This is a genomic window from Streptomyces sp. AC558_RSS880 (genome assembly GCF_019049255.1).
GTDB lineage: Bacteria > Actinomycetota > Actinomycetes > Streptomycetales > Streptomycetaceae > Streptomyces.
On record NZ_JAGMUJ010000107.1, the window covers coordinates 1 to 12620 of the forward strand.

General features: G+C 69.0%; 10 protein-coding genes and 2 pseudogenes. 7 read left to right on the plus strand and 5 right to left on the minus strand.

Features of this window, described 5'->3' with window-relative positions:
- Positions 1–231 precede the first annotated feature (231 nt).
- The 4 genes and pseudogenes from KUM38_RS28235 to KUM38_RS28245 all read left to right on the plus strand — a co-directional run bounded on the left by KUM38_RS28235 (position 232) and on the right by KUM38_RS28245 (position 3599).
- Complete coding sequence (locus KUM38_RS28235) at positions 232–1437, plus strand: IS256 family transposase (protein WP_254397881.1); 1206 nt, start codon at positions 232–234, stop codon at positions 1435–1437.
- Between the two features lie 155 nt (positions 1438–1592).
- A complete protein-coding gene (locus KUM38_RS28240) occupies positions 1593–2591 on the plus strand; it encodes an aminotransferase class III-fold pyridoxal phosphate-dependent enzyme (RefSeq protein ID WP_217133297.1) in 999 nt (332 codons plus the stop codon).
- Positions 2549–2731: pseudogene (locus KUM38_RS43725) on the plus strand (diaminobutyrate--2-oxoglutarate transaminase); the annotation flags it as partial. The gene KUM38_RS28240 and the pseudogene KUM38_RS43725, both read left to right, overlap by 43 nt.
- A 193-nt stretch (positions 2732–2924) precedes the next feature.
- Positions 2925–3599 carry a LysE family translocator gene (locus tag KUM38_RS28245; RefSeq protein ID WP_217133299.1) on the plus strand — a complete coding sequence of 225 codons (675 nt, stop codon included), beginning with the start codon at positions 2925–2927 and terminating at the stop codon, positions 3597–3599.
- 309 nt (positions 3600–3908) lie between these two features.
- Here the strand turns inward: KUM38_RS28245 and KUM38_RS28250 are convergent.
- A pseudogene (locus KUM38_RS28250) lies at positions 3909–4211 on the minus strand (transposase); the annotation flags it as partial.
- A gap of 482 nt (positions 4212–4693) precedes the next feature.
- Between KUM38_RS28250 and KUM38_RS28255 the strand changes: the two are divergent.
- From KUM38_RS28255 to KUM38_RS28265, 3 genes are all read left to right on the plus strand, one after another.
- On the plus strand, positions 4694–5119 hold the full coding sequence (locus tag KUM38_RS28255) for a MarR family winged helix-turn-helix transcriptional regulator (protein WP_217133304.1): 426 nt from the start codon (positions 4694–4696) through the stop codon (positions 5117–5119).
- Positions 5120–5238: 119 nt separating this feature from the next.
- Positions 5239–6129: an NmrA/HSCARG family protein gene (locus KUM38_RS28260; RefSeq protein ID WP_217133307.1), complete on the plus strand. Its 891-nt coding sequence runs from the start codon at positions 5239–5241 to the stop codon at positions 6127–6129.
- Positions 6130–6237: 108 nt separating this feature from the next.
- Positions 6238–7575, plus strand: a complete 1338-nt coding sequence (locus KUM38_RS28265) for an IS701 family transposase (protein ID WP_374227092.1) — start codon at positions 6238–6240, stop codon at positions 7573–7575.
- 35 nt (positions 7576–7610) lie between these two features.
- Here the strand turns inward: KUM38_RS28265 and KUM38_RS43035 are convergent, their stop codons facing one another.
- From KUM38_RS43035 to KUM38_RS28285, 4 genes are all read right to left on the minus strand, one after another.
- Entirely contained in the window at positions 7611–10049 is a 2439-nt protein-coding gene (locus tag KUM38_RS43035; protein WP_374227093.1) for a tetratricopeptide repeat protein, read from the minus strand.
- Between the two features lie 366 nt (positions 10050–10415).
- On the minus strand, positions 10416–10778 hold the full coding sequence (locus KUM38_RS28275; RefSeq protein ID WP_308409069.1) for a hypothetical protein: 363 nt from the start codon (positions 10776–10778) through the stop codon (positions 10416–10418).
- A 241-nt stretch (positions 10779–11019) separates the two neighbouring features.
- On the minus strand, positions 11020–11601 hold the full coding sequence (locus tag KUM38_RS28280; RefSeq protein ID WP_217133310.1) for a hypothetical protein: 582 nt from the start codon (positions 11599–11601) through the stop codon (positions 11020–11022).
- Between the two features lie 32 nt (positions 11602–11633).
- Positions 11634–12284, minus strand: coding sequence for a transposase (locus KUM38_RS28285; RefSeq protein WP_254397880.1), 651 nt, complete (start codon positions 12282–12284; stop codon positions 11634–11636).
- Positions 12285–12620: the final 336 nt, after the last annotated feature.

The following is a 12620-nucleotide window of genomic DNA, read 5'->3' on the forward strand; positions in this document are numbered from 1 at the left end:
AGGTCGACGATTCAGAGTGAGGACAGCCGAAGCGTCAATCGGGGATCGGGTCAGACCCTCGAGCGGTGCTGCCCCATCCTCACAGTCGGGGATCTTGGGAGTGTCTCATCAACGGCGGATCCGATGATCAAGGAGACGTCAGAGATGACCGACACCGTCGTTGAGCCTGAGCCCGCTGAGCAGCCGGTCCAGGCGCCGTCGGGTACGGCGACAGACGAGCAGTTGATCGCGATGCTGGTGGACCGCGCCCGTACGGACGGGTTGCAACTGACCGGCGAGGGCGGGCTGCTGCAGATGCTGACCAAGCGGGTGCTGGAGTCCGCGCTGGAGGGCGAGATCACCGATCACCTCGGCTACGAAAAGCACGATCCGGCCGGGAGGAACAACGGCAACAGCCGCAACGGCACCCGGGCGAAGACCGTGCTGACCGACGTCGGCCCAGTTGAGGTCAAGGTGCCCCGGGACACCGCCGGCAGCTTCGAACCGCAGATCGTCAAGAAGCGGCAGCGCCGCCTGACCGGCGTCGACGAGATGGTGCTGTCGCTGTCCGCGAAGGGGCTCACGCACGGCGAGATCCCGGCCCATCTCGCCGAGGTCTACGGGGCTGAGGTGTCCAAGCAGACCATCTCCACCATCACCGACAAGGTGATGGACGGCATGGCCGAATGGCAGAACCGGCCCCTCGACGCCGTCTATCCGGTGGTCTTCATCGACGCGATCCACGTGAAGATCCGCGACGGCGCCGTGGCGAACCGGCCGATCTACGTGGCCCTGGCCGTCACCGTCGAGGGCCGGCGGGACATCCTGGGCCTGTGGGCAGGCGACGGCGGTGAGGGTGCCAAGCACTGGATGCACATCCTCACCGAGATCAAGAACCGCGGCGTGAACGACGTTCTCATGCTCGTCTGCGACGGCCTGAGGGGCCTGCCCGACGCGGTGGAGACCGTCTGGCCCCGCACCACCGTCCAGACCTGCGTGGTCCACCTGCTGCGGAACTCCTTCCGCTATGCCGCCCGCCAGGACTGGGACAAGATCGCTCGTGTCCTCAAGCCCGTCTACCCCGCTGCCACCGAGGAAGCCGCACTCGAGCGGTTCGCGGAGTTCGTCGACGCGTGGGGCAAGAAGTATCCGGCGATCGTCAGGCTCTGGGAGAACGCGTGGGAGGAGTTCACGCCGTTCCTCCGGTTCGACACCGAGAACCGCCGGATCGTCTGCACCACGAACGCCATCGAGTCGGTGAACGCCAGGATCCGGCGGGCAGTCAAGGCCCGCGGCCACTTCCCGAACGAGACCGCTGCCTTGAAATGCGTCTACATGGCCATCATGTCGCTGGACCCCACCGGCAAGGGCCAGGTCCGCTGGACCATGCGCTGGAAGACCGCCCTGAACGCCTTCGACATCACCTTCGACGGCCGCCTCTCAGCAGCCCGTCAGTAGCCCCAACACCGTAGTTACACCGCTCATTTGACAGACCCACCTGCTCCGCCACCGCGTCCTCCTGCACTGACCGTCACCCTTCGTTACCACCGATTACGGGACAGAGCCGGTGAGCGGTGTAACTCCCGAGCGGGAAGCGACAGTTGATGACTGACGTGACGAGTGGCACCGAGGCCGGGAAGGCCGCGGCGAGTGAGACGAGTGCCGTGGATGACGGGCTGGTTGCCGAGCTGGTGGCCCGGGCCCGGGCCGGTGGGGTGAAGCTCACCGGGGAGGGCGGCCTGCTGCAGCGGTTGACCAAGCGGGTGCTGGAGTCCGCGCTGGAGGGCGGGCTCACCGATCACCTGGGACACGGGCCCGGTGAGCGGGCCGGGGGCGGCAGGGACAACTACCGAAACGGACACCGGTCCAAGAGAGTGATCACCGAGTCGGGGCCGGTCGGGATCGCTGTGCCGCGGGACCGGGCCGGGTCGTTCGAGCCGCAACTGGTCAAGAAGCGGCAGCGGCGTCTGGGCGGGGTGGACGAGATGGTCCTGTCGCTGTCTGCGAAGGGGCTGACGCACGGGGCCCTGGCCGTCACCGCCAACCCGGCGAAGCGCGCCGGAGCCGGGGTACCGCTGCCGCACACCGTCCCCGTGCCCTTCGACGACCCCACGGACGACGAGGGGACGTCGGTGGCGCGGCTCGTCAGGTCACTGGACGGTGCCGCCGCGGGCGGGCCGCTCGCGGTGGTGGAGACCGTTCAGGGTGAGGGCGGCGTCAACCCTGCCCGTCCGGTCTGGCTGCGTGCCCTGGCCGCCTGGGCACGGGAGCAGGGGGCCTTCGTGGTGGTGGACGACATCCAGATGGGCTGCGGACGTACCGGACCGTTCTTCTCCTTCGAAACGGCCGGCATCGTTCCCGCCCTCGTCTGCCTGTCCAAGTCCATCAGCGGGTACGGGACGCCCATGGCCCTAACGCTCATGCGCCCCGAGTACGACGTGTGGAAGCCCGGCGAGCGCAACGGCACGTTCCGCAGGCACAGCCCCGCGTTTGTTACCGGGCCCGCGCGCTGGAGCTGTTCTGGTCCGACCGTTCTCTGGAGAACCGGACCACCGACCTGGGCGAACGGGTGCGCAGCGCCCTCGCCGAGATCGCCCGTCAGCACGGGCTGACCGCCCCACGCGGACGCGGTCTGGCCTGGGGCCTGCCCTTCGACCGCCCCGGTGCGGCCCGCGAGGTAGGTGACGCCGCGTACCGGGGCGGCCTGTTGCTGGTGACGGCCGGGCCCCACGACGAAGTGGTCAAGGTCCTGCCGCCGCTGACCGTGGCGGACGAGCATCTGGAACAGGGCCTTGGGGTACTCGACGAAGCCGTTGCCTCGGTGATCGGCAGGCGAACGCTCGCGGCCTGGGCGGGGCAGGACCGGACGGGGCAGGTCAACGCCCGGCCCATGACGAAACCCCTCAGCGGGGAACGGTCCACGGGGCAAGTGAAGAGGAGAGCGGATGTCGGTCGACCTGGCGGGTTTCCTCGGTGTCGTTCTGGTGGCCTACGTGGTCCCCGGCCCGGACTTCCTGGTGGTGGTGCGTTCGGCCGCCGAGCACCCCGCCAAGGGGCGGGCCGCGGCGCTGGGCACCCAGACCGGGCTGTGCGTGCACATGCTCGCCGCTGCCGCGGGGCTGTCGCTGATCGCCGCCCGTTCTCTCGTGGTCTACGACGCCATCAAGCTGCTCGGCGCGGCCTACCTGGTCTACCTCGGGATCCGGGTGGTCCTGGCCGCCCGGCGGACCGCCCGCGAGCGCCGCGCCGGGACGACGGCGGCAGACGGCCCGGAGAGGCTTGCCGCCCCGCGGACCCTGGCCCCGGACGGGCCGGCCTGCGGCCGGTGGCGGTCCGGCTTCATAGAGGGCTTCCTCACCAACGTGCTCAACCCCAAGGCGGCGCTGTTCTTCCTCAGCGTCCTGCCGCACTTCGTGCACGGCGGTGACTCAACCGCGCGACAGATCTTCTTCCTCGGCATCCTCGATGTTCTGATCGGCGTCGTCTACTGGTTCGCCCTCGTTGTCGTCGCCGCGCGGCTGCGGGTCTTCCTCGCCCGGCCGAAGATTCGCCACCGCTGGGAGCTGACGACCGGCTGGCTGTTCATCGCCATCGGTATCGGCGTTGCCGCGGCCTCCTGAGGCGGGGCATGGGAGACAGAGAGAAAATCGATACCCCCGAGTCCGCCGCTGGCGAAGTCAGTTCCTCAAGGGGATGCGGGCGGCGATCTCCCACGCGAGCCGTTCCGCCCGCGACGAGAGCGGCCCGTCTTCCTGGGCGATGGCCAGTCCGGGCCAATGCCGCCGGCCGCCCGCCAGTTACACGCGGCTGCACGCCTCTGGCACTGACGAGGAGAGGGGCCCTCGAATCACACGCTTTCACAATTCATCCACGTTAGATGCGCATGATTATCGCATCCGAGATGCTCCGAGCGCTCCATTCGCACCACTGAACTGGTGAAGCCAGGCAAACGCGCGCTCCACGACCCAGCGCACTTTGCCCAGTCCGGAGCCGTGAGCGATGCCGCGTCGGGCGATCATCGGCTTGATGCCGCGCTTCCACAACTGGCGGCGGTACTTGTCGAAGTCGTAGCCCCGGTCGGCGTACAGTCGCCGGGGCCGACAGCGGGGCCGCCCTCGCAGGCCCCCGATCGGTGGGACCGCGTCCAGCAGCGGCAGAAGCTGGGTGACGTCGTGCCGGTTGCCGCCGGTGAGCGTGGCGGCCAGCGGGGTGCCGTTGCGGTCGACGATCAGACATCCGATGCAGTTAATACTCCAGCCGTAGATTGTTATAGCGAGTGAAGTGTTGCTTCTTGGCGTCGGTAGTGGCTGGTGCGGGCTCGGTGTTGGTGGCATCGGCGCCAGGTGGACCAGGCCTCGGGGCAGGCAAGATGCGGGCGGGTGTCAGGACTCGGGCTGGCGGGCAGCCGTTGAACTTCGTTTCAGGTCAACGCGATCAACCGGCCGGTGCCGGTCGTGTGGCATTGTCGTGGGCGGCGATCACGGCGAGCAGAGCGTGGGCGAGCATCGCGAACACTGGCCAACGCCGCCAGGAGGTCCAGCGGCCGACCTGGTGCTCGTCGAGTCCGGCCGGATTTGCCAGGCGCCGAGGACTTCGCGGAGGGGTCGCGGCGCTCCAGGCCAGGCAAGGCGGATTTCACTGGCAGCTGGACGGTCGGGCAAGCCGGTCGGCGTCGGTAGACTGGGTGTTAGGCACCAGACGAGGGGCGGCGGGCGTGGACTACGGCGACAAGCTCTTCTGGCTCTCGGTCCTGATCCAGCGGAGGTACGCGCAGATCTGCGCCGAGTACGACCTGACTTCCTCACAGGCCACGCTGCTGTGCGCGGTCAAGGACAAGCCGCGGCAGATGGCGTACCTCGCCGCCTCGCTCGGCATGACCAAGAACGCGCTGAGCCAGCTCGTCGACCGCACCGAGCGGCGCCACCTGGTCAGCCGGGCGAGTTCAGAGCAGGACCGGCGGGTCATCATGCTCAGCGTGACGCCCACGGGGAAGGTGCTCGCCGAGGCGGTGTTCGCCGAGACCATCAAGCGCCTGCCCGACGTCGCGGAGAACCTCGACGCCGACGACCAGCGCGACCTCGAACGCCTCGCCACCGCCATCGTGGACGCGTCAGGCGTCTCGGCGTCCACCTCGTCCTGACCTACCGCGCAGTCCTCCTCGGCACCCCCATGCCTGGCGTAAGTTCACGGCGTGAACTAATCTGGTTCACGACGTGAACTAGTCGAGGTTCATGGCATGACCTAACGAGAGGTGACGACATGGTCACGCGGGAAAACGGTGCCATCGCGGTCTTCGGTGCGACGGGACAGCAGGGCGGGGCGGTCGTCGACGCGCTCCTGGCCCGAGGAGCGCGGGTGCGGGCCCTCGTCCGCACCCCCAAGTCCGATCGAGCGCAGGCGCTGGCCGCCCGAGGCGTCGAGCTGGCGACCGTCCGGATCGACGACCCGGCGTCAACGGTCGCCGTGCTGGAGGCGGTCGACGCGTTCTACTTCATGACCCCGGAGGCGAACAGCCTCGAGGAGGTCGAGGAGGAGGTCCGAGTGGGCACCGCCCTCGTCGATGCGGCGGCCGCAGCGCGCGTGCCACACGTCGTGTTCAACTCGGTCTTCGGAGCGGATCGCGAAACGGGCGTGCCGCACCACGACTCGAAGCACCGGATCGAGGAATACCTGAAGCTTTCCGGCCTGAGGGCCACGATGGTTCGCCCGGCCGCCTTCATGGAGAACTTCGCGACCGTGATGGCGCCGAGCCTGGAGGACGGAACGATCGTGCTGAGGCTGCCGCTGCCGGACGACATCGGCCTGAAGATGATCTCGATCAGGGACATCGGCCAGGTCGCCGCCGCGATCCTGCTCGACACCGCGGACGTGCCCGGCGGAGCCATCGAGGTCATCGGCGACGAGCCGACGGGCCCCCAGATCGCCGCCGCGTTCGGCGCGCGCGCCGGGCTACCGTCACGTTACGAGACCCTGCCACTGAGCGTCCTCGGCAACGACCTCGACAAGGCGATGTTCCGCCAGTTCGCCAAGGCGTCAGACTACCCGTCGGACCTCGCAGCGGTGCGGGCGATCGAGCCGACCACCTGGGACCTGGCCGAGTGGATCCGCTCCACCGGCTGGACCGCGCCCGCGGACCGGGTCCGTTCCTAATACTCCAGCCGTAGGCCGTGATCTTGCCGGCGTGGCGGTCCTGGACATGGCACGGCCACCGCGTGATCCTCCTCCGTCGTGTCGACATCAGATGATCAAGCGGTGGCCGTGGGTCACAGAGTAGAACCTGACCGTTGGCGAGCCGAGACCGACAGGCTGCTCGCCTTGATCGCCGCCAGGTTCGGTCGGATCGAGATTCGCCGCCGCGCCGCCCGGTTCCTGGTCGGGCTGCTGGCCGACCTGCCCCGGAAGAACTGTTGGAGCATCGCCGAGCACGCCGGTGATGTGGATCCGCACGGCATGCAGTACCTGCTCGGGCGAGCCAGCTGGGACACCGACGGCGTCCGCGATGACCTGCACGACTACGTCACCACCAACCTCGGCGACACCGATGCGGTGCTGGTGGCCGACGAGACCGGTGACCTGAAGAAGGGCACCTGCACGGTCGGGGTCCAGCGCCAGTACACCGGCACCGCTGGGCGGATCGAGAACGCTCAGGTCGCGGTCTACCTGACCTACGCAGGCGCCCGTGGCCACGCGATGATCGACCGCGAGCTCTACTTGCCGAAGTCCTGGACAGGCGACCCCGACCGGTGCGCCGAAGCCGGGGTGCCCGCTGACATCAGGTTCCTGACCAAGCCCGCGCTGGCCACGGGCATGATCTGCCGCGCCCTGAACGCTGGGGTGCCAGCGCGATGGGTCGCCTGGGACGAGGTATATGGCGCGGATCCCGCCCTGCGGGACGAGCTGGAGATCCGCCGGGTCGGGTATGTGCTGGCCATCGGCTGCGATCGTCGCGTCCCGACCGCGTTCGGGCTCATCCGCGCGGACACGCTCACCGCCAGCCTGCCGAAACGAGCGTGGCAGCGGCTCTCGGCCGGGGCCGGGGCGAAGGGCGAGCGCTACTACGACTGGGCTCTGGTCGCCCTGGTCCCGGCTGCGGATTCCGTGCTGGATCCCGCAGGCGATGACCGCAAGGACGCCGATACCCGATGCCGGTGGCTGCTGGTGCGCCGTCACCGACGAACCGGTGAGCTGGCGTTCCACCGCTGCTACAGCCCAGAACCGGTGCCGCTGCGCGAACTGGTCCGCGTCGCCGGCCGCCGCTGGACGGTGGAGGAATCCTTCCAGGCAGGCAAGGGCCTGGCCGGGCTCGACGAACACCAGGTCCGCCGCTGGACCTCCTGGCGGCGCTGGACAGTGTTCGCGATGCTCGCCCACGCCCTGCTCGCGGTTATCGCCGCGAACGAGCACTCCGCCCGCCCCGCCTCGGCCGGGTTGATCGCGCTGACCTGCAACGAGATCCGCCGCCTGCTTACTTTGCTCGTCATCGAACCCAGCCGCGTCACGGCCTGCCCTCACGCCTGGTCCACCTGGCGCCGCCACCAATACCGGGCCCGCACCAGCCACTACCACCGCCAAGAAGCAGCCCTCAGCTGGCCATAACGATCTACAGCTGGAGTATTAATTAATCTTGCTCATCAATCGGTCGATTCATCAACGTTCGCTCTACTCCGCCACCGGGCAAGCTCGTGACGTGCCGTCAGGGTAGCTGGGTGGTCGGGGCCCTGGACGCGCATCCGGTCGGCCAGGAGTCCGGCGAAGGCTTCAGCGGCGCCAGCCGCATCCCCCGCCTCACCCCGCCAGTAGGCAATATTGTGGCGGGTGCTGAGGGTGTCCGGGTGATCGGGACCCAGCACCCGCACCTCGTCTGGCAGCAGCTCCTCGAGCGCGGCCGCAGCACCCGCCGCGTCCCCCGCTACACCTCGCGAGTACGCGACGTCGTGGCGTGTCTTCAGAGTGTGGGGGTGCTCGAGGCCCTGGACGCGTATCCGGTCGGCCAGCAGTTCCTCGAACGCGGCCACGGCACCAGGAGCGCCTCCCGCAGCCCTTCGCCACCGGGCGAGGTCATGGCGGGCGTTGAGGGTGTCGGGGTGGTCAGGGCCTAGTACGCGTATCCGGTCGGCCAGCAGGTCTTCGAACGCAGCCGCCGCGCCCGCCGCATCTCCCGCCTCACCCCGACAGCCAGCCAGGTTGTGGCGGGCGTTGAGGGTGTCGGGGTGGTCAGGGCCCAGTACGCGTATCCGGTCGGCCAGCAGGTCTTCGAACGCAGCCGCCGCGCCCGCCGCATCCCCCGCCTGCCCCCGCGACCGGGCGAGGCTGCTGCGGGCCGCCAGGGTAGCTGGGTGGTCGGGGCCCTGGACGCGCATCCGGTCGGCCAGGAGTCCGGCGAAGGCTTCAGCGGCGCCAGCCGCATCTCCCGCCTCACCCCGCCAGTAGGCCCTGTTGTGGCGGGCGTTGAGGGTGTCGGGGTGGTCAGGGCCTAGTACGCGTATCCGGTCGGCCAGCAGGTCTTCGAACGCAGCCGCCGCGCCCGCCGCATCTCCCGCCTCACCCCGCCAGTAGGCCCTGTTGTGGCGGGTGTTGAGGGTGTCCGGGTGATCGGAACCCAGCACCCGCACCACATCGGTCAGGAGCTCTTCGCATGCGGCGGCAGCACCTGCCGCGTCTCCCGCCTCACCCCGAGACCGGGCGAGGTTGTTCCGGGCGGCCAAGCTGTAGGGGTGGTTGGGACCGAAGTGGCGGGCGGTCACCTCGGTCAGTCGATGGAAGTGGGCGGTGGCGGCGGTGACGTGGCCGGCTTGACCGAGGCTATGGCCGGTGCGGAAGAGCACCCGATGAGCGGCGGGCCGGTACAGGGCGTCTTCGGCGGCGCGGGTGAGGGCGGTGGCGTTGGCGCGCAGGGCGCGGGCGAGAGCGGTGTCTCGTTCGATGGTGGGCCAGGCCGCGGTGAGGGCGTCGGCGGCGGCGCAGGCGAGCTGGTCGTGCTGGTCGGCAGTGAGGGTGTCACGGGTGGCGCGCTGGATGAGCTGGTGGACGCGCACGGCCTGGTGGGGGATGGTCGGACTGTAGTCGATGAGGCTGAGTCGGTGCAGGGCCCGCAGCGCGAGCACGGCGTCTTCGGCCGAGACGACCGGGGCCGATGGGTGGGTGCCGCCCGTGCTGGTCGGGGTGCGGTGCTCGGTGAGGTATGCAAGGGCAGGCTGCATGGTGAAGACCGTGGCGGGGATGCCGTTGGGGTCGAGGAGGGCCGCCAGGTGAAGCATGGGGCGTGCCAAGCCCACCGGGCGGATCTTGTTGGCGTGTTCGGTGGACAGGGCCCAGGTGGCAGCCACGGTAGCGGTCTGGTCGTCGGGCAGTGCGCCGGGTTCCGGCAGCAAGTCGGCCAGCTTCCTGATCCGGTCGGCCAGCAGCTCTCGGTAGGAGACACAGATCAGGTCGGCGTCGATGATGTAGGCGGCTGCCTGGGCCAAGGCGAGGGGAAGGTACCCCAGGTCGGCGGCAAGGCTGTCGATGTGGTCGGTTGGCTCGTGGCGGTCGTGCGCGGCGAGTACGGCGGTAAAGTAAGCAACTGCTTCCTGGGGAGTGAACAGGCCCACGGTCACCCGGCGCCGGCCCGCTCCGGTCAGAGCGGCCTCGCGGCGGCGCGTGGTGACCAGGGCACGGCCGTGACGGCTGGCGGGCGGCCACCAGCCGCGGATGTCGGCAGGATCTGCGACGTCATCCAGTACGACCAGCCACCGGCACGGCTTCTGACCGGCTTTGGGCTCCAGAAAGGCCAGGAATGCCCGCGCGGCCTGCTCCGGGTCACGGGGGTCGGCGGCAAGGACCTCTACGCCGGCCTGCGCGTAGCCAGCCGTAATTGCGGAGCGGCTGCTCGCGCTGATCCACACCAGTACGTCGACCTCGCCGCTGTCTAAGGCGGTGCGGGCGTAGTCGGCGGCCAGCTGGGTCTTGCCCACCCCGCCGGCCCCGGTCAGTACCTGGGTGAGCACCGCGGTGCCCCCGCCGTCGACTGCCGCCCGCAACTGGTCGACCTCGGCCCGGTGCTGGAAGGACAGGGCTCGCGGTGGGAGCACGCCGACTTGGTGCGGCCAGGCGGCGGGTGTGCGCGGCGCGGCCTGCTGTACGAGGGTGAGGCGGTCGATCGCCAGGTACCCGGAGACGGCCAGACCACCCTCACTGGCGCTGGCGGCGCCCGTACGGCTCACGTATGCCGGGCCGGCGGGCCCTCGGTCCGGTCCGGTGTAGCCGGATACCGCCGTGGCGCCGCCGCGGGCGGTGGCATCACCGGTGTCCGCGGCGGTTACCGACGGCTCGTGTTTTGCGTCCGTGGCCTCGGGCGCGACGTTGGAGTCGCCGTCCGGGCCGGGGTGGCGCTTGGGCCATCTCCATCTCACCATCGGACAGAAACCTTCCCCGGAACTGTGGCCGTCCCGGCCCGGTCAGCTGAAGTCGATACCCGTACTTGCGCTGCTGCCGGGCCCGTCCGCATCGGCGTCCCCGGTCCGTTCCGCCCGGACCGGCCCGCTCCCGGCCTGCTGCGGGCCCCGCGCGCCGGTGGACGCCCGGCCTCCACCGGTGGCCTTGGCGTTCCCGGTGTCGATCACCGCAACGCCGGGCTGTGGGGTGGCCGGGGACTGCATCAGTGCCCACACCAGACCTGCGATACCGGTGGCGCCCTGGACCGAGGCGGCCACCAGCTGGCCGGTGTCCGGGTTGTCCAGCAGCCAGAAGAACGGCGTCGAGACGGTCAACACGCCCGCGACCACCATGATCGTGATCTTCCTGCTTCGCGACACACTCACCCGCCCCCTCCAAAACAGCGCCGCCGAGCACCCGCTTTCAGCAGCATCGGATGAACTCCACTGGTAACAAAGAACGCCTCTGCGCGACCACCGGTTCCGACCACGCGCTGCTGGCACCCATCCCTCATCCTTGCAGTCGCTGCCCTTGGCTCTGTTCACGTCGCAGGGTTCTGGCTCGATTTCCGTGATGCGTGCACGGTGAGTGATCTCCGCTGGGAGACCGGGGGACCGAAGGTGGGTCTCAGGCGCAGACGATGGGGCAGCCGCGTCGGATCGAGTGCTGGGCAGCGCGCAGGAACAGTGCGATGTAGAAGGCTGTGTCCAGGTCTTTGGTCCACGGTCCTGTTCGAGTAGTGGCCAGTTCCTTTGCTTGGTGCCTGAACCACATGCTCAGGTCGAGGTTGTCGCATGTCGCCGGGGTTTCGGCTGGCAGTTCGATGGCTGTCGCGAGCTTCTCGGCGAGCCGTAGTACCTGAGGCGCGCCAGCGACCATGGACTCGTGGTCGGCGAAATCGTTGGGCAACCAGATCTCCTCATCGAGCGAGAAGGGCACGAGCACCGTCCAGCCGCAGAGGATCTCCGATTCCTCTCGTGACAGGTGCGTCTCGCTCAAGGCGAAAAACCCGGTCATAGAGGGGGTCAGCTTCTCCTCAAAAGCTTGCCCTGAGCCAGGTGCGAAGTCCGTCTCAGGGGGGACGTCCTCGTAGGGCGGCAGGCCCCGCCGCCTGAGCTCAGCGTTGAGCGCTGAAGCAACTTCGCCCCATCCGTCTTCCTCGTCACCGAACCATTCCTCCGCGCCGACGCTCACCAGATACACACCCATGCTGGGAAGCTATCGCGCGCATCTGACATCGATCAGTGAGCCAACAAGACTCGCTTGCGGAGCAGTGCGAAGCCGGCCCGGCCGAACATCTGGCGCTTGAGCATCTTGATCCGGTTGACGTGTCCTTCGACGACGCCGGAGTTCCAGGGCAGTGTGAGTCCGGCGATGACCGCGTCGCGGTCTCGGTCGATTCCTGCCGCGAGAGTGTGGAGGTTGGGCAGGTCGTCCTGGCGGACGGCGTCGAGCCACTGCGGGAGCCGTTCGCCCTGGCGCTCGGTGAGCATCTGGGCGAAGGACCGGACGTGGCCGGTGAGGGCATCGAGCTCAGGGCAGTTGGCCAGGACGGCCTTGAGCCGGAGCTGTTCGACTTCGGTCAGCGTCTCGGGTCGGCTGAGGATCCATCTCGTCACCACGCGGGGTGCTGGCGGCTGCGCGGTCACCGGCCGCAGTGAGGTGCGCTTCTCTCGCAGGTAGGCGCTGACCCGGCCGTAGCTTCCTCGGTAACCCAAGGGAACGATCTCTTCCCAGAGCTTCCAGGCGTTGGTGCAGCCTTCATCCCAGCGTTCGTCCAGGTAGGGCTTGTACTCGTCGAGGACGGAGGTCCGGTTGTGCTGCCACTGGCCGCGGAAGAGGTCTTCCGGCTTCGCAGCGTCGGCGAGGCTCTTGACCGTGCGGTGGGTCATGTTCAGCTGGCGCCCGATGGAACGGCGGCTGTGGCCGGCTTCCAGCAGCGCGTGGACTGTGGCGTGCCTGGCTCGGATGCGGTTGGCAAATCGCTCGCTCCGCCATGGAGAGTCCGTTTTCTCGTCGGGCGGCGCCGGTGGTTCGGCCTTCCCCTCGCGATCGGGGACCAGGACGCGAAGGCACTGGCGGTGGCGGGCGACAGCCCGCTCAGCAGCCTCCCCGAGGTTGTGCCACAAAGTACTGGTGGGCCGTCAGCGAGGTACCTGCTGAGCAGGTCCTTTTCCAACGGCCCCCAGCCCGAACGACGCATGCGACTTTCGCCGCACGTCGCTCTC

Excerpts from the sequence above, each read along its gene's own strand:
- KUM38_RS28235 (WP_254397881.1), top strand. The coding sequence starts at position 232 with ATGCTGGTGGACCGCGCCCGTACGGACGGGTTGCAACTGACCGGCGAG.
- KUM38_RS28285 (WP_254397880.1), bottom strand. The coding sequence starts at position 12,284 with ATGACCCACCGCACGGTCAAGAGCCTCGCCGACGCTGCGAAGCCGGAA.
- KUM38_RS28245 (WP_217133299.1), top strand. The coding sequence starts at position 2,925 with ATGTCGGTCGACCTGGCGGGTTTCCTCGGTGTCGTTCTGGTGGCCTAC.
- KUM38_RS28280 (WP_217133310.1), bottom strand. The coding sequence starts at position 11,601 with ATGGGTGTGTATCTGGTGAGCGTCGGCGCGGAGGAATGGTTCGGTGAC.
- KUM38_RS28260 (WP_217133307.1), top strand. The coding sequence starts at position 5,239 with ATGGTCACGCGGGAAAACGGTGCCATCGCGGTCTTCGGTGCGACGGGA.